Annotated in this window: 14 protein-coding genes; 10 read left to right on the top strand and 4 right to left on the bottom strand. The window is 73.4% G+C overall.

Annotation, left to right across the window (positions count from 1 at the left end; all coding sequences use genetic code 11):
• Together IEY93_RS38530 and IEY93_RS23235 are read left to right on the top strand one after the other, a co-directional pair.
• Positions 1–1,615, top strand: a 1,615-nt coding sequence (locus tag IEY93_RS38530) for a glycoside hydrolase family 3 C-terminal domain-containing protein (protein WP_229691391.1), incomplete at its 5' end; no start/stop codon positions are given.
• A complete protein-coding gene (locus IEY93_RS23235; protein ID WP_189165230.1) occupies positions 1,612–2,622 on the top strand; it encodes a LacI family DNA-binding transcriptional regulator in 1,011 nt (336 codons plus the stop codon). The genes IEY93_RS38530 and IEY93_RS23235, both read left to right, overlap by 4 nt.
• A gap of 100 nt (positions 2,623–2,722) precedes the next feature.
• On the opposite strand, the gene IEY93_RS23230 is transcribed toward IEY93_RS23235, so the two are convergent.
• A complete protein-coding gene (locus tag IEY93_RS23230) occupies positions 2,723–3,586 on the bottom strand; it encodes a DoxX family protein (RefSeq protein WP_189165229.1) in 864 nt (287 codons plus the stop codon).
• Between the two features lie 156 nt (positions 3,587–3,742).
• A complete protein-coding gene (locus IEY93_RS23225) occupies positions 3,743–5,344 on the bottom strand; it encodes an MFS transporter (protein ID WP_189165228.1) in 1,602 nt (533 codons plus the stop codon).
• A 307-nt stretch (positions 5,345–5,651) separates the two neighbouring features.
• Between IEY93_RS23225 and IEY93_RS39415 the strand changes: the two genes are divergently transcribed.
• The 7 genes from IEY93_RS39415 to IEY93_RS23190 all read left to right on the top strand — a co-directional run bounded on the left by IEY93_RS39415 (position 5,652) and on the right by IEY93_RS23190 (position 17,107).
• Positions 5,652–7,547 carry a tetratricopeptide repeat protein gene (locus tag IEY93_RS39415; protein WP_189165227.1) on the top strand — a complete coding sequence of 632 codons (1,896 nt, stop codon included), beginning with the start codon at positions 5,652–5,654 and terminating at the stop codon, positions 7,545–7,547.
• A 127-nt stretch (positions 7,548–7,674) separates the two neighbouring features.
• Positions 7,675–8,109 (top strand): CBS domain-containing protein, encoded by a 435-nt coding sequence (locus IEY93_RS23215; RefSeq protein WP_189165226.1) that lies wholly within the window; start codon positions 7,675–7,677, stop codon positions 8,107–8,109.
• A gap of 174 nt (positions 8,110–8,283) precedes the next feature.
• Positions 8,284–10,638, top strand: a complete 2,355-nt coding sequence (locus IEY93_RS23210; protein ID WP_189165225.1) for an AAA family ATPase — start codon at positions 8,284–8,286, stop codon at positions 10,636–10,638.
• A gap of 423 nt (positions 10,639–11,061) precedes the next feature.
• Positions 11,062–12,045, top strand: coding sequence for an ABC transporter permease (locus tag IEY93_RS23205; RefSeq protein WP_189165224.1), 984 nt, complete (start codon positions 11,062–11,064; stop codon positions 12,043–12,045).
• Positions 12,046–12,945, top strand: a complete 900-nt coding sequence (locus IEY93_RS23200; RefSeq protein ID WP_189165223.1) for an ABC transporter permease — start codon at positions 12,046–12,048, stop codon at positions 12,943–12,945.
• Between the two features lie 122 nt (positions 12,946–13,067).
• Complete coding sequence (locus IEY93_RS23195; RefSeq protein WP_229691404.1) at positions 13,068–15,362, top strand: dipeptide ABC transporter ATP-binding protein; 2,295 nt, start codon at positions 13,068–13,070, stop codon at positions 15,360–15,362.
• Between the two features lie 35 nt (positions 15,363–15,397).
• Positions 15,398–17,107, top strand: a complete 1,710-nt coding sequence (locus IEY93_RS23190) for an ABC transporter family substrate-binding protein (RefSeq protein WP_229691390.1) — start codon at positions 15,398–15,400, stop codon at positions 17,105–17,107.
• 67 nt (positions 17,108–17,174) lie between these two features.
• On the opposite strand, the gene IEY93_RS38520 is transcribed toward IEY93_RS23190, so the two are convergent.
• Together IEY93_RS38520 and IEY93_RS23175 are read right to left on the bottom strand one after the other, a co-directional pair.
• Positions 17,175–19,016 carry a hypothetical protein gene (locus IEY93_RS38520; RefSeq protein WP_229691403.1) on the bottom strand — a complete coding sequence of 614 codons (1,842 nt, stop codon included), beginning with the start codon at positions 19,014–19,016 and terminating at the stop codon, positions 17,175–17,177.
• Positions 19,017–19,187: 171 nt separating this feature from the next.
• A complete protein-coding gene (locus tag IEY93_RS23175; RefSeq protein WP_229691389.1) occupies positions 19,188–19,484 on the bottom strand; it encodes a hypothetical protein in 297 nt (98 codons plus the stop codon).
• Positions 19,485–19,975: 491 nt separating this feature from the next.
• Here IEY93_RS23175 and IEY93_RS23170 point away from each other — a divergent pair.
• A partial coding sequence (locus IEY93_RS23170) for a SpoIIE family protein phosphatase (protein WP_189165222.1) occupies positions 19,976–21,959 on the top strand: 1,984 nt, incomplete at its 3' end.

Here is a 21,959-nt window from a genome sequence, read left to right as displayed (position 1 = left end):
CCGGGTCGCGCTGAGCACGGCCGGCGGCCACGTCACCGCCGTGGAGCACTTCGCCGGCGGCCCGCTCACCGTCTCCGCGACCGGTGAGGCGCGCGCCACCTGGTTCGACCTGTTCGACTGGGGCGGCGGAGCGTACGCGCTGCGCGCCCATGCCAACGGCAGGTACGTCTCGGTCGGCGACGACGGCGTGCTGGTCAACGACCAGCCCGGCCCGAACGGCTGGGAGGTGCGCCAGACCTTCCGGCTGGACGATCGGCCGCGTGGCACCCTGGCCCTGCGCCACATCTCCACCGGCCGCCACGTCGGCCTCGCGGCGGACGGCACGCTGCGGCTCACCGACGACCCGGACGCGGCGGCCGTGTTCACCCTGGAGCAGGTCGAGAGCGGCGCCCAGGCGGCCGCCGACCTGGCCGCCACCGCCGACGTCGCGATCGTCGTGCTCGGCGATCACCCGCTGGTCAACGGCAGGGAGACCGAGGACCGCGCCGACCTCGCCCTGCCGCCCGCGCAGGAGGCCCTGCTGCGCGCCGTGCACGCCGCCAACCCGCGCACCGTGCTGGTGATCAGCAGCGGCTACCCGTTCGCGGTGACCTGGGCCGAGGAGAACGTCCCCGCCATCCTGTGGTCGGCGCACGGCGGCCAGGAGTACGGCAACGCGCTGGCCGACGTGCTGCTCGGCGACGAGGACCCCGGGGGCAGGCTCACCCAGACCTGGTACCGCTCGGCCTGCGAACTGCCCGACCTGCTCGACTACGACATCATCGCCACCGACGCGACCTACCTGTACTACCGGGGCATGCCGCTCTACCCGTTCGGCCACGGCCGGAGCTACACCCGGTTCGCCTACTCCGACCTGCGGCTGTCGTCCACCGCCGTCCAGCCCGGCGACGTGCTGCAGGCGCGGGTGACCGTCACCAACGTCGGGCAGCGGCCGGGCACCGAGGTCGTCCAGCTCTACACCCACCAGAGGCGCTCGCGGGTCAAGCAGCCGCTGCGCCAGCTGCGCGGCTTCGAGCGCGTATGGCTCGCTCCCGGTGAGAGCCGCACCGTCACCATGGCGGTCGACGTGGACGACCTGGCCTTCTGGGACGTGACCCGGGGCCGGTTCGTGGTCGAGGAGGCGCCGCACAAGGTGCTGGTGGGCTCCTCGTCCCGCGACATCCGGCTGTGCGCGCGCTTCGAGGTGGCCGGCGAGCGCGTCCCCGCGCGCGATCCCTACACCCGCCCGCTGGAGGCGGTGGGCAACGACGAGTACGACGCGGTCGTGCTGTGCGACGCCGCGCGCACGGCCGGCGACGCGGTCCGGGCCGCCGAGGCGGGCGGGTGGATCTCCTTCCGCGAGGTGGACTTCAAGGACGGCGCCGCCGACTGCCTGCTGACGGTCGCGAGCAGCGAGGGCGGCGTACTGACTCTGCGCCTGGACGATCCGCTCTACGGTGAGGTCATCGGCGCGGTGTCGGTGGCGCCGTCGCGGGACCGCTACGACCTGGTCACCGTCATCTGTCCCCTTGCCGGGGCGGAGGGAGTGCGCGATCTTCACGTGGTGTTCGAGAACGAGGGGGTCACGGTGAGCGAGCTGCGCTTCACCCGGCGAGCCACGGGGAGCCCTCGTTGAGAACCGTCACCATCGCCGACGTCGCCAAGCACGCCGGCGTCGCGGTGAGCACCGTCTCCTACGTGCTGAGCGGGAAGCGGGCGATCTCGGCGACGACGAGCCAGCGGGTCATGCGCAGCGTGCGCGCGCTCGGCTACCACCCGAACGCCGGGGCACGGGCGCTGGCCAGCAAGAGGTCCAACGTGATCGCGCTGGTGCTGCCGTTGCGCGCCGGCATGCACCTGCCGGTCGCGATGCAGTTCGCCACCTCGGTGGTGACCACCGCCCGGCAGTTCGACCACGACGTGCTGCTGATGACCGCAGACGAGGGGCCCGACGGGCTGCGGCGGGTCGCCGCGAGCGCCCTGGTGGACGGCCTGGTGCTGATGGACGTGGAGATCAACGACCTTCGGGTGCCGCTGTTGCGCGAGCTGGAGGAGCCGAGCGTGCTCATCGGCTTCCCGGCCGACGCCTCCGGGCTGACCTGCGTCGACCTCGACTTCGCCCGGGCCGGCGCCCTCTGCGCCGAGCACCTGGCCTCCCTCGGCCACCGGGAGATCGCGCTGCTGGGCGCGCCGCACGTCGTCTACCAGCGGGGCACCGGCTACGCCGAGCGCACCATGGAGGGGTTCGTCGAGGCCGGTCAGGCCCTCGGGCTGTCGGCGATCGCCCTGCCCTGCGAGGAGGGCTTCGACGAGGTGTGCGCGACCGTGAAGACCCTGCTGGAGGGGCACCCCGGGCTCTCGGGCCTGGTCGTGCACAACGAGGCGGCGGTCGGTCACGTGCTCGGCGCGCTGCGGGTGCTCGGCCGGCGGGTGCCCGAGGAGGTCTCGGTGGTCGCCATCTGCCCCGGCGACGTCGCCGAACGGGCCAGCCCGCCGCTCACCTCGGTGCTCATCCCGGCGGCCGACGTCGGCCACCAGGCGGTGCGGCTGCTGATGTCCAAGCTGGAGGGCGCTCCGGTCCCCGACGCCACCCTCCTCGAACCCCGCCTCACCGTCCGCCAGAGCACGACGCCCCGCCTCTGACGGCCGTCGCGCGGCCGGAAGATCGGCGGCCCGTGCCTCACCTCGTGCGACCGCCCGGCAGACGCCGAGCCGCGCCGCGGGACGGCCTTCGTGCGTGCCGTCAGTCGTTGTCGGGGGGAGTGGTCTTCCTGCCGCCGGCCACCAGGCGGTCTCCTCTGGCGGTGGGAGCGGACGGCGTGTCGGCGGGCACGCCTGCGGCGTCGTCCGCGGTCCCGCCCGCGCCGGCCGGCTTGGCGGTGCGGCGGGGCCGGGTCTTGCGCGGCCCGGTGACCTCGGAGTCGCCGGTGGTGCCGGGCTTCTCGTGCGGGAAGGTCACCGGGCCCTGCGGCGCGGTGTCCCCGGCGGCCCGCGCGGCCGGGCCGGAGCCAGCCGATCCGCCGGAACCGCCCGGGTCACGGGAGATCCCGGAGCTCGCGGAGCTCGCGGAGTCCTGTACGCCGGCCCCGCCGGAAGGGCGGGCGTCCTGCGGCGGCGCCGAGGCCGAGCCGGGCTCGCGCCAGGAGGCGATGACCGTGTCGGCCTCGGTGTCGGCGGCCATCTCCTCGGCCGCCTCCGCCTCACGTCTGCGGATCACGACGAGGTGGTCCACGGACAGGCGCCCGGCCCCGACGACGGCCAGCAGCACCGACGCCGCGCCGAGCGCGACGATCAGATTGATGTCGCCGCCGGTCAGCGGGAGCCCGGTGTCCCCACTGACCAGCACGAACACGGCGAGCGCCTCGGCGAAGAGCACGAGCCCGCAGGCGGGGACCGCAAGGCCCGCCACCAGGAGCGCGCCACCGACCAGCTCGATGAGCATCGTCGTCGCGGCCCACAGGTCGGGGGCGGGGGCGCCCATGCGGGCGAACTGCTCGCCCGTGGCGTTCAGCCCGTACTCGAGCTTGTGCCAGCCGTTGGCGAAGAATATGCCGCCGACGCCGAGCCGGGCGGCCAGGGCGGCGAGATCCTGGAGGGTTCGTCTCACGCGGCCATTCTCCTGAGATGGGTCACGGTTTCACAGGCAATTGCCCTGTATCGCCCCGGACATGCCGATGCGAGACGAGCGGGATACGGCGCGGCGTACCAGGTGCCGGTGCGTTCGGGAACGGGACGGCAGAGGCGGGCGGTCGGGGCAGGGCGGTCAGGACGGGAGGTGCTCTCGTTGGAGCTCCGCGGGCCTTGAGCCGGGGTCCTCGGCGGCGCCGGTACGGCGGGGGAGCAGGGCGAGGGCGGTCAGCGCGGTGACGGCGAGCAGTGCGACGCTCACCAGCACCGTGGTGTGCAGGGCCGTGACGAAGGCCGTGCGCGCGCCCTCCATCAGCGAGGCGCCCGCCGGTCCGCCGACCTCGCGGGCGACGTGCGCGGCCGAGGCCAGTGACTCCCTGGCCTGTCCCATGGCCGCCGCCGCGACCCCCGGCACGGCGGGCACCGAGGGGGCGTACACGACCGTGGTCACGGTGCCGAGCACGGCGACGCCGAGCCCGGCGCCCAGCTCGTAGGCCGTCTCCTCGATCGCCGCCGCTCCTCCGGCTCGGGACTCGGGAGCGGAGGCCATGATCGTGTCGGACGCCGCGAGCAGTGCGACCTCTACGCCGAAGCCGATGCCGGCGAAGCACAGGCACAGCATCAGCGGGTGCTGCTCGGCGCCCCAGGCGATGGTCGGGGCCAGCGACAGCCCGGCCAGGGCGAGCCCACCCGACAGGGTGGCCCGCAGGCCGAAGCGCTGCAGCAGGTGCGCCGCGCACAGCCCGCCCGCGATGGCCGCGATCATCAGGGGCAGCATGCGGGCCCCGGCCTGCAGCGGGCTGTCACCGAGGACGAGCTGGAGGTACTGCGCCAGCATGAGCTGCAGGCCGACCAGCGCGAACACCGCGAAAAGCACGCACAGCACGCCGATGGCGAAGCCGCGCTGGGCGAACAGGCCGATGTCCAGGAACGGGGTGGCCAGCCGGCGCTGCCGCGCGGTGAACCACACCAGCAGGCCGGCGCCGGCCAGCATGATCAGCAACGCGGGTGCCGTTCCGGCCGTGCCGCCGTGCCCCGCCTCCTTCAGGCCGAAGGCGAGGAACAGGATGCCGAGCGTGGACAGCACGGCGCTCGGCACGTCCCAGCGCCTCCGGGGGTCGCCGTGCGATCGGGGGAGCAGGCGCACGGCGAGCGGCAGGGCGACCGCCAGGAGCGGAACGTTGATCAAAAAGACCGCGCCCCACCAGAAGTGCTCGACCAGCACGCCGCCGACCAGCGGCCCGACGGCCGCGCCCGCGGCGGCGACAGCGCTCCAGACGCCGAGTGCGATGGCGCGTTCCCGGCGGTCGGTGAACACCTGGCGGATGATCGAGAGCGTGGCCGGCATGATCATCGCGCCGCCGACGCCGAGCAGGGCGCGCGAGAGGATCAGGGTGACCGGGTCTGCCGCGAAGGCGGCCGACAGCGACGCCACGCCGAAGACGACGTAGCCCGCGAGGACGAAACGCCGCTTGCCGTACCGGTCGCCGAGGGTGCCGAAGGTCAGCAGCAGCGGCGCCACGACCAGCGAGTAGATATCGATGATCCACAGCAGTTCGACCGCGGAGGGTTCGAGCGCGGCCGTCAGGGCCGGGACGGCGATGTGCAGGACGGTGGCGTCCACGGCGATCAGCAGGAGGCTGAAACAGAGCAGCGCCAGCACCGACCACCGGTTCGCCGGCCGGCCTGTCGTGGTGCCGTCGAGACGGCTCCCCGGCCGGGTGCCAAGAACGGTCATCGACTAGCCGAACACGTTCAGCCCGTAGAACATGCGACGCAGCTTAGGGCATATCGGACTGATCGTTCAGCAGGTTGTGCCAATGCTCCGAACGGCCCCGGCCCCGGCCTCGCCGATCCTCTGTTGGTCCGCGGAACCGGCCTCGCGGGCGTTCGGCGTCATCTGGGACCTCCGGCCGGTCTCGGGAGGGGGTGGCCGGGGCCGCTGGGGTTGGTGATCATGATGGGGCGTGGCCGACCTCTCTAGAGAGCTATAGGTATATGTCCGGCATCTAGGCAATTGGCGGTCCGCAACAGACCATTACCGCGTGGGGCACACCAGCGAGTCAGACCAGGCTCCGGTGCCGCCTCCGCGAGACCGCTCCGATCCCCGCGCGTGGTGCGTCGTCGCCGTGGCCCGGCTGACCCGCGACCTGCCCGAGGGGGCGCTGGAGGCCGCCGGTGAGGCGGTCGCGCGCGACCCCGACGGCGAGTGGGGGCATCGGCTGGTCAGTCTCGCCCTTGAACGCCTCGGCCGCGACTCCGAGGCGGTCGTAGCGGCTCAGGACGCCGTCCGGCTCGCACCCGGCTCCTGGGCCGCACGGCTACGTCTCGCCTCGGCGCTGCGCAGGCTGCCCGGCCGGTGGCGCGACGCCTGGGCGCAGGCGCAGCACGCGGTCCGCTTCGCCCCCGAGCAGCCCGAGCCGCACGTGCTGACCGGCGACCTGGCCCTGGTGCGCGGCGACCACCGCCAGGCGGCCGCCGCCTACCGCGCCGCCCTGCGCAGGGAGGAGGGGCACACCGGCGCGCGGATCAACCTCGGGCTGACCTACCTGCGGTGGGGCCGGCCCCGCGACCACCACGACCCGGTGTGGCCGGTGGACCCGCGCGAGACCGGCCGTGCCCGCCGCGCCCTGGAGCTGTGGTCCCGCCAGGTGCGCCTGCTCCTGGCCGTCTCCCTGGCCGCCGTGGCGGTCCTCGCCTTCTGGTACGGGCTGCACGACGGGGCGCGGCTCGGCGGGGCCGCGGCGCTGGTGCTCGTGGCCGCCGTGACCGTGCGGCAGGCACGCCGGATCACCGTGTGGCGGTACGTGCCGGGCATGCTGGCCCGTGACCTGTGGCTGTGCGTGGCGGTGTCGGTCGCGATCCTGGCCGCCGGCGCGTACGCGGTGGCCCTGGTCACGCTGCCGGACTGGACGCTCGCCGACGAGGTGGTCCCCCTGGTCGGCGTGGAGGGCGTCGCGGCGTCGGTGCACTGGGAGGACGTCGCGGGCGGCTTCTGGGCCGGGCTGTTCGGGCTGGTGCTGTTCAACGGCGTGGCCGTGGCGAGTCTGCGGGCGTTCGCGGAGACCTGGCAGGGCAGGCCGGTGCGGGCGCTGGCCGAGTTCGCCGCGGCGCCGGCCGAGCCGGTCGGCCGGCGCGACACCGACGTGACCTTGTGGATCGTGGCCGCCCGCCTGTGGTTCCTCGTGGTGCCGCTCGCCGTCCTCCCCCTGGTGGCGGCGGAGTCGCGCGCCGCGCTGGCGGGCGTGTGCGTCGCGGTCGCGATGCTGTACGTGCGGTGGAGGGGAGGCCTGCGGTCGCGGCTCCGGGAGGTGCTGCGCGAGGACCGGTCCCTGACGGTGGCACTGGCCGGCCTGCTCGCGGCCTCCGCCGCCCTGGTCGTGGCCGGCGCCGTGCCGGTGCTCGGCCTCGGCGCGGCGGTCGGGGAGGGGGCCTGGTGGGCGGTCGCGGTGGCGTTCGCCGGGGTGGTGGCGGCGTTCGGGGCGCGGGCGCTGCGTGCGTGGTGGCGGGGCTCGGCCGGACCCTGGCGGGCCTCGCTGGTGCTGTGCGAGGGATGCGGTCCCCGCCTGCCGGGGGACGCGGGCCCGTCGGTGGCGCTCAGCCCGGACGTGCGGCGGGCGTTCACCTACTCGCGTGGGGTGGTGCTGTCCTACACCGACGCCGGCGGCCCGCGCACTCTCGCCGTCGGCGCGGTCACCTCGGTCACCCGGTCCGGCGAGTTGCTGCTGATCGCCGCGGAGGACGCCTGGGCCGCGGCCGAGCGCGACCCGAGGGTGGCGGTCTTCGTGGCCGATCCGGTCGGGCGGCGGTTCTGGACCGAGGTGCGCGGCATCGCCCTGGCCGACCAGGCCGAGAACGTGCTGCGGGTCACGCCCAAGCACGTCCTGGTCGGTGAGTATCCGGGCCGCCACGAGGCGAGGGCCGTCCCGCGCCGGCCGTGAAACGCCCTTCTGTGCGAGAAGGGGGAAGGTTTTCCGTAAGTTACCAACGGGTAGGGCTGTCGGCGTCCCACAATCTGGACATACAGGACTTAAGGGACAAAACTCACCGAATCCTTCGGGGGGACCGATGAGCACACCGGATATCGGCAAGCGGGCCGGGGACATCATGCACTCGGGCGCCGAGTGCGTGGGCGAGCACGAGAGTCTGCGCACCGCCGCGCAGATGATGCGCGACCTGTCGGTCGGCGCGCTGCCCATCTGCGGCGACGACGACCGGCTCAAGGGCATCATCACCGACAGGGACATCGTCGTGAAGTGCTGCGCCGAGGGCAGGGACCTCGACGGGACCACCACCGGCGAACTGGCCCACGGGCTGGTGTGGGTGGCGGCGGACAGCGACATGGAAGAAGCGCTCATGAAGATGGAGCAGCACCAGATCAAGCGCCTCCCGGTGATAGAGAACCACCGGATCGTCGGCATGATCAGCGAGGCCGACCTCGCCAAGGAGCTGCCCGACAGCAAGCTCGCCGAGTTCGTGCACCGCGTCTACGCGGGGGCCTGACCGCCCGGCGGCCGGCGCAGGCGCGCCCTTGGAGCCGGACGTCGCGCACCGTGTCGCGACGCCCCGCCCGGGGCGCGTCGCCGTGCGCGGCCCATGACACGCGAAGGCACGGCCCGCGCGACGCGCGCTCCGGGCCCCGGTGCGGTATAACCGGGAGGCGACCGGGGAGGCGAAATGCGGGACTCCGACAGGGCCCGGCCGGCGGGGCGCGCCGCGGCCCGTGATGCGTTCGAGCACGTCCGGCTGCGTTACTTCCAGCTTTCCCGTGCCATGAGACGGGCCATCTTCGCCGCTGTCCTGATCGGTGCCATTGTGCTCGCGGTCGTCCTCGGCTGGTCCCTGATCTCCACCCTCGTCACCACACTGTTACTCCTCGGCTACGCCGAGCTGACACTGCGCTATCCCCGCGCCGCCGCGACCGTCCTGGTCGTGGTGGCGTGGTCGTCGGTGGCCGTCGTCGCGGCCGAGTACGTCACCCCGCACTCCCTGCTGCCCACGTTGTTCCTCCTGCTCGGCGTGCTGACCGGCGTGGCCGCCCACCTGATCAGGTGGGTCACGCCGTGGATCACCACCATGGCCGCCTTCGGCGCGGGCGTCATGGTGGGGCTCGCCGTCGCCACCTTCTCGGCGCCCGCCGCCGCCTGGGCCGCCTACGGCGTCACGGCGGCCGTGCTGGTCTACCGCCTGGTCCAGGCGAGCCAGACGCGCCGCGGGGCCGCGGCGGCGGGGCAGGCCGAGGCGCAGGGGCAGGTGCGGTTGCGCGCCAGGGATGGCGGCGCCGACCGCGACGGCCAGGCCGACCGCGCGGCCCCGCCGCCGATCTCGGTGGACGAGGCCCTCGGCGAGCTCGAGAGCATGATCGGCCTGGAGCCGGTCAAGGAGCAGGTGCGTTCGATCGCGGCCTCCATCGAGGCGTCCCGGCTGCGCGCCGAGGCCGGCTTCGCCACCGGGCAGCCGATGCGCCACTTCGTGTTCGTCGGCCCGCCCGGCACCGGCAAGACCTCGGTCGCACGCACCGTCGCCAAGATCTTCTACGCGTTCGGCCTGCTGGAGACGCCCTACGTCGTCGAAGCGCAGCGCGCCGACCTCGTCGGGGAGTACCTCGGCGCCACGGCGATCAAGACCAACGAGCTGATCGACCAGGCGCTCGGCGGCGTGCTGTTCATCGACGAGGCCTACAGCCTGGTGAACTCCGGCGAGGGGCAGCCCGACCGGTTCGGCGCCGAGGCCGTCCAGACCCTGCTCAAGCGCGCCGAGGACGACCGCGACCGGCTGGTCGTCATCCTGGCCGGCTACGAGAAGGAGATGACCTCCTTCCTCGCCTCCAACCCCGGCCTGTCGTCACGCTTCTCCACCCGCGTGAAGTTCCCCACCTACTCGCCGTCGGAGCTGGTCGGCATCACCGAGCTGCTGCGCTCCCGCCGGGGTGAGCGGCTGTCACCGGACGCCCCTACGGTGCTGTACGGACTGTTCGAGAACGTGCACCGGCGCGGGCTGATCGACGAGCTGGGCAACGCGCGGTTCGCCCGCAGCCTGGTCGAGACGGCGGCGCAGGCCCGCGACGTGCGCGTGGTCGGCGCCGGAGGGGCGCCGAGCCGCGACGACCTGCTGACCACCACCGCCGCCGACCTGACCAAGGCCTTCAACGACCTGACCGCCCGGTTCCGCGGCTACCAGGCCACGCCCAGCCTGGAGGAGGCACTGGCCGACCTCGACCGCATGGCCGGCCTCGAACCGGTCAAACGCCAGGTGCACGCCATCGCCGCCCAGCTCCGGGTCGCCCGCATGCGCCAGGAGCAGGGGCTGCCCGCCCCGCCGCAGATGCGCCACTTCGTGTTCGTGGGGCCGCCCGGCACCGGCAAGACCACCGTGGCCCGCGTGCTCGGCCGGGTCTTCGCCGCGCTCGGCCTGCTCGCGCGCCCCGACGTGGTCGAGGCGTCGCGCGCCGACCTCGTCGGCCAGCACCTCGGCGCGACGGCGATCAAGACCAACGAGCTGGTCGACCGCGCGCTCGGCGGCGTGCTGTTCATCGACGAGGCCTACAGCCTGGTCAACAGCGGCTACCAGGGCGGCGACGCGTTCGGCGCCGAGGCCGTGCAGACCCTGCTCAAGCGCGCCGAGGACGACCGCGACCGCCTGGTCGTCATCCTGGCCGGCTACGCCGACGAGATGGAGCGCCTGCTGGCCGCCAACCCGGGCCTGGGCAGCCGCTTCAACCAGCGGGTCGCCTTCCCTTCCTACGGCCCCGCCGAGCTGACCGAGATCGCGGTGCTGCTGGCCGAGCGGTCCGGCGACCGGTTCGACGACTCCGCCCGGCGCGACCTGGCCGACGTGTTCGCCTGGATCTGCTCCGAGGGCCTGATCGACGGCCTCGGCAACGGCCGCTTCGCCCGGTCGCTGTTCGAGCGGGCCGCGCTCGGGCGCGACGTGCGCCTGGCCGGGCGGGGCGGCACCGCCAGCGCCGCCGAGCTCACCACGATCACCAGCGAGGACGTCCGCACCGCCGTCGACGAGCTCGCCGACCGCTGAGTCCCGGACGGCGCCGCCGGACCGGCGCCGAGCGGGTGCTCCCGGTTCCGTATGCCTGCGGGCTTCCCTCTCCCGCGGTGACGGGCGGATGCCTCCCGTCCCGTATGGCGAGCGCCGGCGCGAGCCGGGCGTACGGCGGCCGGAGGGGCTGCCGTCCCGTGTGGCGACGTCCGGACGCTCGCCGCCCCGTGGCGTGACTCGGATGCCGGGCCCGGCCTCTCCACGCGCCCATGCCGTCCACCCGGTGCCCCACGGGACTCCCGGCGGGGGCACAGGCCGCTTTTCGCTCGACACCTGGACCGATTGACGACTTTCTTGTCACCTGACGGTTACGCCATGTAGCAGGATGGGCACGGAGAGGCGCGGGCCGGTCCCTCGCGGCAGGCGGTCCGGCGTCACACGGCAGTGGGCGGAAGGGGGGCGATGGCGGGATTCCTGCTTCGCCGGTTGGTCAACTACGCGGTGCTGATCGCCGTGGCCACGAGCCTGGCGTACCTCCTGGCGGCGACCGCGCTGGACCCGCGGTCCAACTACGAGGGCCGCAACCCCCGCCCGCCCGCGGCGGTCATCGACGCCCGGCTCGGCCGGTTCAACCTGGACGACCGCAGGCCGCTGATCGAGCGTTACCTCGTCTGGGCCGGTGGCGTCCTGCGCGGCGACTTCGGCAGGACGTGGAACGGCGACGAGGTGACCGCCCGGCTCGGGCGGCGGCTCGGCGTCACGCTGCGGCTCATCGTGCTCGGCGTCGTGCTGGGCAGCGTCGCGGGGGTCGCCGTCGGCGCCTGCGCGGGCGTCCGGCAGTACGGCTGGTTCGACCGGCTGTCCACGGTGGCGGCCTTCACCGTGCTCGCGATCCCGACGGTCGTGCTGGCCAACATGCTGATCATCGGGGCCATCTGGCTGAACGACCGCCTCGGCGCCCAGATGTTCCTGGTGAGCGGCGAGGCCACTCCCGGCCTGGAGGGCGGCGCCGGCGCGGGCCTGCTCGACCGGATCAAGCACCTGGCCCTGCCGACGTTCTCGCTGGCCGTCGGGCAGGCCGCGGTCTACAGCCGCTACCAGCGCAACATGATGCTCGACGTGCTGGAGGCCGACTTCGTCCGCACCGCCGTGGCCAAAGGGCTGCGCAGGCGCGCGGCCCTGGTCCGGCACGCACTGCGCACCGCCCTCATCCCGGCCGTGACCTACTTCGCGTTCACCTTCGGCGCGCTGCTGGTCGGAGCCACCATCACCGAGTCGGTCTTCGGCTGGCACGGGATGGGGGAGGAGCTGGTGGCCGCCATCCGCACCAACGACGTCAACACGGTCGCCGCGATCAGCTGCCTCGCCGCGGTCGCCGTGCTGCTCGCCTCGCTGGCCGCCGACCTGCTGCACGCCGCGCTGGACCCGAGGGTGCGGGTGGGATAGATGACGACGACGCTGCCGGAGGAGGCCGGCGCCCCGCCCATCCGCCCGTCCTCGCGGACACGGGTGGTGGCGCGCCGGTTCTTCCGCTGCACGCAGGGCAGGCTCGGCTTCGCGCTGCTGTCCGGCATGTTCCTGTTCGCCTTCGCCGGGCCGCTGGTGTGCCCATGGTCGGCCACCGACCTGGACTTCTCCGCCTTCATGGCCCCGCCCTCGCCCCACCACTGGTTCGGCACCCTGCAGACCGGCGCCGACGTGTTCGCCGTGACGGCGCGCGGCGCGCAGAAGTCGCTGATCGTCGGCCTGCTGGTCGCCGTGCTGTCGACGGCCATGGCCGCCGTGGCAGGCTCCTTCGCCGGGTACTTCCTCGGCTGGACCGACCGCACCCTCATGTGGGTCGCCGACCTGCTGCTCGTCCTGCCCGCCTTCCTGATCCTCGCGGTGATGTCGCCGCTGTTCACCGGGGGGCGGTGGCTGCTGTTCGTCGTCATGCTCGCCGTGTTCCTGTGGATGGTCACCTCCAAGATCGTGCGTGGGATGACCCGGACGATCAAGGAGCGTGAGTACATCAAGGCCGCCCGGTTCATGGGCGTGCCGTCCCACGTGATCATCTTCCGGCACGTCATACCGAACCTCGCGTCCCTGCTGGTCGTGGACGCGACGCTCAACGTCAGCGCGGCCATCCTCACCGAGACGAGCCTGTCGTACTTCGGATTCGGCGTGCAGCCGCCCGACGTCTCCCTCGGCGGTCTCCTCGCCGACGGCGCCAAGACCGCGCTGTACGCGCCCTGGACGTTCTGGTTCGCCGCGGGCGGGCTGATCGTCACGATCCTGTCGGTCAACCTGGTCGGCGACTCGCTGCGCGACGCGCTCGACCCCGCCGCCGCGAGGAGATCACCGTGATCGGCCGTTCGCGAGGGGCCCGCGGCGCGTGGGCCGCGGTGCGAGACCCGGTCCAGCGGGCGCCCGGCGCCGTGGACGCCACAGGAGGTGCGCCGGCGCCGGTGGAGGGGCTCCTCCCCGCCCTGGCCGGCCGGGGGCCGGGCGAAGACCGGGAGGGCGTTCCACCGCACGACCCGGTCCTCGCGGTACGCGACCTGACGGTCGCCTTCGGCGGTGTCCGGGTGGTGCGCGGTATGAACTACCAGGTGCGGGCCGGTGAGGTGCTCGGCATCGTCGGGGAGTCCGGCGCGGGCAAGTCCGCCGCCGCGCTGGCGGTCATGGGGCTGCTGCCGCGGCACGCCGAAGTGTCCGGCTCGGTGCTGCTGCACGGCCGGGAGCTGCTGGGCGCTCCCGAGAAGGACCTCGCCGGCTTCCGCGGCCGGACGATCTCCATGGTCTTCCAGGACCCGCTGTCGGCGATGACGCCCGTGCACCGGGTGGGCGACCAGATCGCCGAGGCGGTGCGCGTCCACCAGCGCGCGAGCCGGCGGCAGGCCGCCGAGCGCGCCGTCGAACTGCTGGACCTCGTCGGCATCCCGCATCCGCGCCAGCGGGCCAGGGCCTTCCCGCACGAGTTCTCCGGCGGCATGCGCCAGCGGGCGATGATCGCGATGGCCGTGGCCAACGACCCCGATGTGATCATCTGCGACGAGCCCACCACCGCGCTGGACGTCACGATCCAGGCCCAGGTGCTGGAGGTCCTGCGCACGGCCCAGCGTGAGACGGGCGCCGCCATCGTCCTGATCACCCACGACCTCGGGGTCGTCGCGGGGTTCGCCGACCGGGTGCTGGTCATGTACGCCGGCCGGGAGGCCGAGTCCGGCCCGGTCCGCGACGTCTACCACCGCTCCCGCATGCCCTACACCATCGGGCTGCTCGGCTCGGTGCCCCGGCTGGACGCCGCCGGGCGCGCGCCCCTCATCCCGGTGGCCGGGGCCCCGCCCCGTCCGTCCCGGCTGCCGCCCGGCTGCCCGTTCGAGCCCCGCTGCCCGGTGCGCCTCCCCGGGTGCGCACTGAGCGAGCCTCAGCCGGCGCAGGTCGGGCCGGGGCACCGCGCGGCCTGTCACCGCGCCCACGAGATCGCCGCGGCCGGCGGCCTCGCCGTCCTGCTCGGCTCCGACCGGGAACGGGCCGCCGCCCGCGAACGAGACGCCGCCGCGCCGGGCCCCTCCGCGCTGGGCCCCTCCGCGCCGCAACGAGACGCCGCCGCGTCGCCTCCCTCCACGCCGGGAAGGGACGCCGCCGCGTCGGTCCCGGCCGAGCCGGCGCGGGAGGCCGGGACACCACCCCCGCCACCGTCCCATCCCGGCGAGGCGCCCGGCCCCGCCGGAGGCACCGAGCGCGAGGCGTTTCCGGCGGCCGGGCCGCGGGAGGCGCGTCCGGCCGTGCTGGAGGTCCGCGACCTGGTCAAGCACTACCCCCTGACCCGGGGCGTGCTGCTGCGCCGCCGGGTCGGCACCGTCCGGGCCGTCGACGGCATCGGTTTCGACATCCGCGAGGGCGAGACGCTCGGACTGGTGGGGGAGTCCGGCTGCGGCAAGACCACGGCCCTGATGGAGATTCTCGAACTGTCCCGCCCGCAGGAGGGCGGCGTCGTCGTCTTCGGCCGCGACACCGCCACCCTCACCCCCCGTGACCGCATGGCCGTGCGCCGGCGGCTGCAGGTGGTCTTCCAGGACCCGCTCGCCTCGCTCGACCCGCGCATGACCGTTCACGACATCGTGGCCGAGCCCCTGGTCACCCACGGGCGGCGTGGCACCGTCCCGGCGGTGCGCCGCCTGCTCGGCCTCGTCGGCCTGGACGCCGACGCCGCCGCCCGCCACCCGGGAGAGTTGTCCGGCGGCCAGCGCCAGCGGGTGGCGATCGCCCGCGCCCTGGCCCTTGCGCCGCGCCTGATCGTCCTGGACGAGCCGGTGTCGGCGCTGGACGTGTCGATCCAGGCCGGGGTGCTCAACCTGCTCACCGACCTCGGGTCCCGTCTCGGGCTGTCCTACCTCTTCGTGGCGCACGACCTCGCGGTGGTCCGGCACATCGCCGACCGGGTCGCGGTGATGTACCTCGGCCGGATCGCCGAGATCGGCCGGGTGGACCTCGTGTACGACGGCCCCGCGCATCCCTACACGCAGGCGCTGCTGTCGGCCGTGCCCATTCCCGACCCCGACAAGGAGCGCCGGCGCCGCCGCATCCTGCTCGAAGGCGACATACCGAGCCCCGCTGACCCTCCGTCCGGCTGCCGGTTCCGCACCCGCTGCCCGAAGTTCGCGGCCCTCGCCGGTCCGCTGCGGGCACTGTGCGCCGAGCAGGAGCCGCAGATCCGTCCCGTGTCCGGCGATCACGGGGCGGCCTGCCACTACGCCGAAAGGCTCGGCGTCGTCTAGCGACGGCCCGGGTGGACCACCTCAAGGGAGGAAACGTGACAACACTCCGCAGGCGCGTGCTGATCGCCGTCCTGGCCGTCGCCGTGCCGCTCGCCGTCCCGGCCTGCGGGGGCGGCCGGGACGGTGATCCCGGCGGCACGGGCGCCGCACCCGGCAAGGTGAAGGCGTTCGACATCAACCCCGTGCCCCGCGACCGGGTCAAGCAGGGCGGCACGCTGCACTGGGGGCTCACCGAGTTCCCCACCCAGTGGAACCTCAACCACGTCGACGGCTACCTGGCCGAGGTCAAGAAGGTCATCGACGCGCTGATGCCGGCCGCCTTCCGCTCCGACGAGAAGGCCACCCCCACCCCGGACACCGACTACGTCCTCGACGCGCGGATCACCGCCACCAGCCCGCGCCAGGTCGTGACCTACACCCTCAACCGCAAGGCGCGCTGGTCGGACGGACGGCCGATCACCTGGCAGGACTACGAGGCGCAGTGGAAGGCCATGAACGGCCGCGACCCCGATTTCCACGTCATGTCGACGACCGGTTACCAGGACATCGCGAGTGTCACCCGGGGCAAGGACGACCACGAGGTGCTGGTGACCTTCCAGACCCCCTTCTCGGAGTGGCAGTCGCTCTTCTGGCCGCTCTACCCGAGGTCCACCAACGCCACGCCGGACGCCTTCAACACCGGCTGGCTGAACCGCATCCCGGTGACCGCGGGGCCGTTCCGGTTCCAGTCCTTCGACCAGACCGCCAAGACGATCACGCTCGTCCGGGACGAGCGCTGGTGGGGCGGCCGGGCCAAGCTGGACAAGATCATTTACCGGGCGATGGCGACCGACGCGCTCGTGGGCGCGTTCACCAACGGCGAGCTGGACGTCTTCGACGTCGGGACGTCCGCACCCGACTACGCCAGGGCCAAGAACGCCAAGGGCGCCGTCATCCGGCAGGCCGCCGGCCCCGACTTCCGGCACCTGACCTTCAACGCCGAAAGCCCGATGCTGTCCGACGTCCGAGTGCGCCAGGCCATCGTCCACGGCCTGGACCGCGACGCGCTCACCCGCTCCGACCTGCAGGGGCTCGGCTGGAGCAGCATTCCGCTGCACAACCACTTCTTCATGAACACCCAGGTCGGCTACCAGGACAACGCGGGCGATCTGGGCAGGTACGACCCGGCGAAGGCCGAGCGCCTGCTGGACGCCGCCGGCTGGCACCGGGCGAGCCCCACCCGGCGCAAGGACGGCAAACGGCTCACCCTCCGCTTCGTCATCCCATCGGGGCTGCCGCTCAGCAAGTCCGAGGCGGAGCTCGCCCAGGCCATGCTCCGGCGCATCGGGGTCACGGTGACCGTCCAGTCGGTGCCGAGCGACGACTTCATCTCCAAGTACGTCATCCCCGGCAACTTCGACATCGCGCCGTTCTCCTACATCGGCACGCCCTTCCCGATCTCCAGCAGCTACGGCACCTACGCCGACCACACCAGAGGGGCCGACGGCAACATGCGGTGGAACGCCAACTTCGGCCGGTCGGGCAGCCCTCAGATCGACGCCGCCATGCGCAAGGCGTCCTCCGACCTCAACCCGGTGCGGGCGCGGCGGGACGCGAACGAGGCCGACAAGCTCATCTGGCGTGAGGTCAACGTCCTGCCGCTCTACCAGCGCCCGCAGAACTGGGGCGTGAAGGCCACGCTCGCCAATATCGGCGCTCCCGGCTTCTACACGCTGGAATACGCCGACATCGGCTACACCCAATGACCGCGTCCGCCCGCCCCGCCCCCCTCCCGATCCGCTCGTCCAGCCGGCGGATTCCCGGCGTGGGACGCTAGGCCGGCGGCTCGTCGGGCATGTCGGCGATGTCGTCCAGGGCGGCGGCCAGCTCGTCCGGATGGTCGCCCATGCGCTCGGCGATCTCCATCAGGACGTGCAGGACGTCGTGCCGGTCGTGGCCGAGGTCCAGCAGGCGCTGGGCGGCCTCCCAGAGTTGCTCGGGCTCGCCGTCCCACAGCCGCTTGGCGATCTCTTCGTGCCAGGCCAGATGCTCGGTGAAGTCGGGACGGTCGCGTTCGGCCGCGTGGTCGATCTCCAGCAGGACGCGCCGGTCGGCGTCCTCCGACGGGCGCATCCGCGACAGATCGACCTCGCCGTGCGCCCCTTCCAGGAAAGGAAACGCGAATGCCCGGCGGGCCAGGGCCGACAGGTCGCCGTCGGGCAGGAGACGTTCCACCAAGGAGCGGTCCAAGCCGAAGGTCGTCGGATCCCGGTAGGCCTCGGTGAAGCGCCCCGCGGCCTCCCAGACGGCGTCCAGGGTCGCGCGCACGCCCTCCTCGGGCAGGCCGGTCTTCGGTGCGGCGAACCGCACCCACGACAGCAGGACGTGCGGCATGGCCTCCTGCTCGGCCGGGCTGAGCAGCACCTTGCGCGGCAGCCAGTCGAGCAGGAAGGTCTCGCACTTGGTCGGGCTGACCCGCAGCGGCCGGTTGAAGTCCTGGTCGCAGCCGTAGTCGATGATGTGGTCGGCGCAGCGGGACCCCGCCGAGGGGTCCGACAGGTGCTCGGCGGCGTCGGAGGCAAGGAACTCGGCGGCCAGCATCGCCCGGCGGTCGCGGCTGTAGGGCGCCTCGCTGAGCAGCGGGGCGGGACGTTTGCGCCCCGGGGGCAGCGCCTTGATGCGGGCTCTGGCGAAGGCGTGGAAGGCGCTGTAGCCCTCACTGACGAGCTGGGGCCCGCCACGCCGTCCCAGGGACTCGGTCGTGGCCCTCATGGCGAACTCCAGCAGCGCGCGGGCCTGCTGCGGCTCGATCTCCTCGAAGCGCAGCATCGGGTTGCCCGCGGCCTCCCGGCCGGCCTTCTCCAGCAACTTGTCCACCTGCGAGGAGACCCAGGCGTCTCGCGCCATGCCGCGCATGTTGTAGTCGACGACCACCACCAGCGCGTGCGCGTCCTCGGGCTGCTCCGCCTGAGGCGGCGCCGCGCCTTCGCCCGCCGGGCCGCCCTCTCCCATGGCGGGGGCGATCACGCTTGAGCCGGCGGGAAGACCGCGATCGTCCCCGCCCGGGTCAGGCCGGTTCGTCCCGATATCGCGACCCCGTGCGGCGAGGTCGTGACCCGAGCTCGTGCCGGGTGCGGCGAGGTCCTGATCGGCGCGCCGGCTCTGGGCGAGATCGTGCCGCGCACCGCCGGGGTCGGTGGGCGGGACGCCGCCGGCCTTCGCGGCGGGCTCCGGCCCGGAGGCGTGCGTGGCGGTGGAGACGGCCCTGTCGTGCCCCTGGGCGGCCGGGACGGCCCTGCGGTAGGCGAAGGTGCAGACCACGGTGTCCTGGTCGCCGTAGGCGTCCCTGGAGACGTAGCAGCCCTGCGGCTTGACCGCGCCGACCCGCTCGGCCCACCGCGGGCGCGCGACGTCGGACTCCATCAGCGCCAGCGCGGCGCCCTCGGCCTTGGCGGCCTGCCTGGCCGTGCCGAGGTAGGCGACGGCGACCAGCAGGGTCAGTGCGGCGGGCGTGCCGGCCTTCGCGGCGTAGTCGACCAGCCCCTCGCCGAGGAACTCCTCCACGTCGCCCCGGCGCAGCCTGCGGCCCCACCAGGCGCCCAGCATGTCCGAGACCATCAGCTCGGCGTCCAGCGGGGTGCGCACGGCGAGCAGTTCGCGGGCCGCCACGAGCATTTCCGCGAACACGTCGTCCGGTGGCTGGGTCCCCCGGGGGTCTCGTCGTCTTCGGCGGCTCACGTCCCATACCTTCTCGCATTCCGCGCCCGAAAGGTGAACGGAACGCCGCCTGGTGACCCCGCTGTTACCGGGAAGGGTGGTCCGTCCCCCTCTGGGCGCCCGCTGGAATCACACGCCGTGCCCCCGGGCGGTCGTGGGGGGCGGGGCCAGCAACGGCGCCGAGGTGGCCCGCGCGAGCAGGTGCTCGCGCGCGATGCGCTCGACGACGGCCGTGGTGACATCCACGCCGAGGTGGGCCGCGCAGGCCTGGACGTCCTCCACGCACCGGTCCACGACCTCGACCGGCACGTCGAGGAACTCGTCCTGGAGGCGGGCGCTCACGAGGTCCGCGCCTCCGTGCGACGGGGTGCGCGCGTCGTGCGGCCCGGCGGTCTCTTCGGTGAAACGCGTTGCTAGAGCAGGCATGGGCGGCTTCGCATCCTCCGGTGAGCCGGGGGACATCCGTGCCCCGGACCAGTCTCTGAAGGGGGCGTTCGCCTCCCATTCCATCTTGTATCGCCGAGGTGTCAAGCCCTGCCGCCGGAACGGTTCGCGACAACGGGCCCCCGGAAGCCGCTCCTGTGGGAAGCTGTCCTTGCGAGCGCGCCCGGCCCGCCGGGCGCGCCATGTGCCGTCGCGGTGCCTGGCGCCGCTGTCAGGGTCGCGGATGCCGGAGGGGTGGAGGCTTGGCCGAGCTGGTGCGGACCGACCAGGCCACGGTGCCGGCGGTGAGAAAGTCGGCAGATCTTGCTGCACACCATGGCGCGTTTTTGACAGGATGCGTTGACCGCATCGTGGGCGGGGCTTCCGTCCGCGTGTGCCGATCACCGATGATGTAGTGCAGATTCCGCGCTACCAATCACAGTTATGGAGATGTGCCTCGTGGGAGACCCTGGCACGCGACGGAGGTGCCGACCATGAGCGCCGAAACCTCCGTGCCCCGTCCCCGGGAGTCGGGTGTGGACATCTCAGATCCCGCCCTGCTCGAGGGCCTGCTGGCCGAAGCGCCGTTCGCCTTCGCGTTCTTCGACACGACCGGCAGGTTCCAGCGGGTCAACCAGAGCTTCGCGGACATCAGCGGAGTGGCGGCAGAGGAGCACGCCGGCCGGCCCGCGTCCGAGATCGTCTCCGCCGACCTGTCGGCCCTCATCGAGGCGGCCCTGCGCAGGGTCGTCCAGGAGCACCGCGCCGTCGTCCACGGCGACCAGCGCTACCGCAACATGTCCCCCGCGGGTGAGCTCCGTCACTGGAGCCTGTCGTTCTACCCCATCCACGGCGAGAAGGGCACCCTCGCCGGGGTCGCCATGTTCGGCGTGGACGTGACCGAGCGTCAGCTCTCCGAGGAGGAGCTGCGCCGCAGCGAGGAGCGCTACCGCACGCTGGTGGAGTCCCAGCAGCAGCTCGTGTGGATCACCTCGCCCACCGGGGCCGTGATCGACGACGCGCCGCAGTGGCGCGCGATCACCGGCCAGAGCCTCGAGGAGTACCTCGCCTACGGCTGGCTGGAGGCCGTCCATCCCGACGACCGCCCGGCCGCCGAGGAGGCCTGGCGTGAGGCGCTGCGCGGCCGCACTCTGTTCGAGTGGAGCTACCGCGTCCGCACCCGCGCCAGCGGTTACCGGCACTTCGAGGTGCGGGCCGTCCCGATCATCCGCCACGGCCGGGTGATCGAGTGGGTGGGCGCCAACAGCGACGTCACGCCGCAGCGCGAGGCCGAGGAGATGCGCGGGCGCCTGACCGACCAGCTCGGCGCCGCCGCGCTGCGCACCGCCCGCCTGCAGGGCGCCACGGCCCAGCTCGCCGAGGCGCTGACGGTCGAGCAGGTCGTCCAGGTCATCATCGACGTCGGCCGCACCGCCCTGGCCGCCGACCGCTCCGCCGTGGCGCTGCTCGACACCGACCGCGCCGCGCTCAAGCTCACCGATGGCGGCGGCCTGCACGACGTGCCCGGCGCCACCGGCGACGAGATCCCGCTCTCGCAGTCCAGCCTGATGACCATGGCGGTCAACAGCCGCAGGCCGGTGTTCGCCGAGTCGCCCGACAGCCTGAAGGCCCAGCTCGTGGAGGCCGGCGCCGACGAGGCGATGGTCGAGGGCTTCCTCGCCCACAGTGACGAGCGTGCCTGGGTCGGCCTGCCGCTGCTGGCGGCGGGCCGCGCGCTCGGCGCGCTGCGGTTCGCCTTCACCCGCCAGCAGAAGATCTCGCAGGAGGACGGCGTCTTCCTGGAGGCCCTGGCCGGGCAGTGCGCGCTCGCGGTGGAGCGCGCGACGCTGTTCGAGCGTGAGCACCGCACCGCCGAGACCCTCCAGCGTAGCCTGCTGCCCGACCGTCTGCCGGTCATCCCCGGCCTGGTCCTGGCCCAGCGCTTCCGCTCCGGCAGCAGGCACGTCCAGGTCGGCGGCGACTGGTACGACGCGTTCGTCCTGCAGGACGCCCGGGTCGCGGCCGTCGTCGGCGATGTCATGGGCAAGGGCGTCAAGGCCGCGGCCGGCATGGGCCGCATCCGCAACGCCATGCGGGCTCTGGCCCTCACCAACCCGCCGCCCGCGGCCGTGCTGACCGGCCTCGACCGCGTCTTCGACGCCACCGAGGAAGAAGAGCAGGTCACCACCCTGGCGTACATGGTCGTCGAGCCCGCCACCGGCGAGGGCACCCTGGCGCTGGCCGGTCACCCGCCGCCCCTGCTGGTGTCCCCGAAGGGCAAAGCCGTGCTGTCCGAGGGTGAGCCCGGCACGCCGCTCGGCTGGCCCACCACCCGCAAGCAGTTCCGGTTCTGCGTCCCGCCGGGTCACACCGCGGTGCTCTACTCCGACGGCCTGGTCGAGAACCGCAAGCGCGGCCTGGACGCCGGACTCGCCGAGCTGGCCTCCGTCGTGGCCGAGGCGCCCCCTGAAGTCCTAG

Origin of the sequence: Sphaerisporangium melleum (assembly GCF_014646695.1) — a bacterium.
GTDB classification, from domain to species: Bacteria; Actinomycetota; Actinomycetes; order Streptosporangiales; family Streptosporangiaceae; genus Sphaerisporangium; species Sphaerisporangium melleum.
Note: the sequence above shows the minus strand (reverse complement) of the source record. Positions and strands in the feature narration are given on the sequence as shown.

What these genes read in the sequence shown, in the direction of transcription:
- IEY93_RS23225 (WP_189165228.1), bottom strand. Translation starts at nt 5,344, where the DNA reads ATGACCGTTCTTGGCACCCGGCCGGGGAGCCGTCTCGACGGCACCACG.
- IEY93_RS23215 (WP_189165226.1), top strand. Translation starts at nt 7,675, where the DNA reads ATGAGCACACCGGATATCGGCAAGCGGGCCGGGGACATCATGCACTCG.
- IEY93_RS23210 (WP_189165225.1), top strand. Translation starts at nt 8,284, where the DNA reads ATGCGGGACTCCGACAGGGCCCGGCCGGCGGGGCGCGCCGCGGCCCGT.
- IEY93_RS23205 (WP_189165224.1), top strand. Translation starts at nt 11,062, where the DNA reads ATGGCGGGATTCCTGCTTCGCCGGTTGGTCAACTACGCGGTGCTGATC.
- IEY93_RS23200 (WP_189165223.1), top strand. Translation starts at nt 12,046, where the DNA reads ATGACGACGACGCTGCCGGAGGAGGCCGGCGCCCCGCCCATCCGCCCG.
- IEY93_RS38520 (WP_229691403.1), bottom strand. Translation starts at nt 19,016, where the DNA reads ATGCTCGTGGCGGCCCGCGAACTGCTCGCCGTGCGCACCCCGCTGGAC.
- IEY93_RS23175 (WP_229691389.1), bottom strand. Translation starts at nt 19,484, where the DNA reads ATGCCTGCTCTAGCAACGCGTTTCACCGAAGAGACCGCCGGGCCGCAC.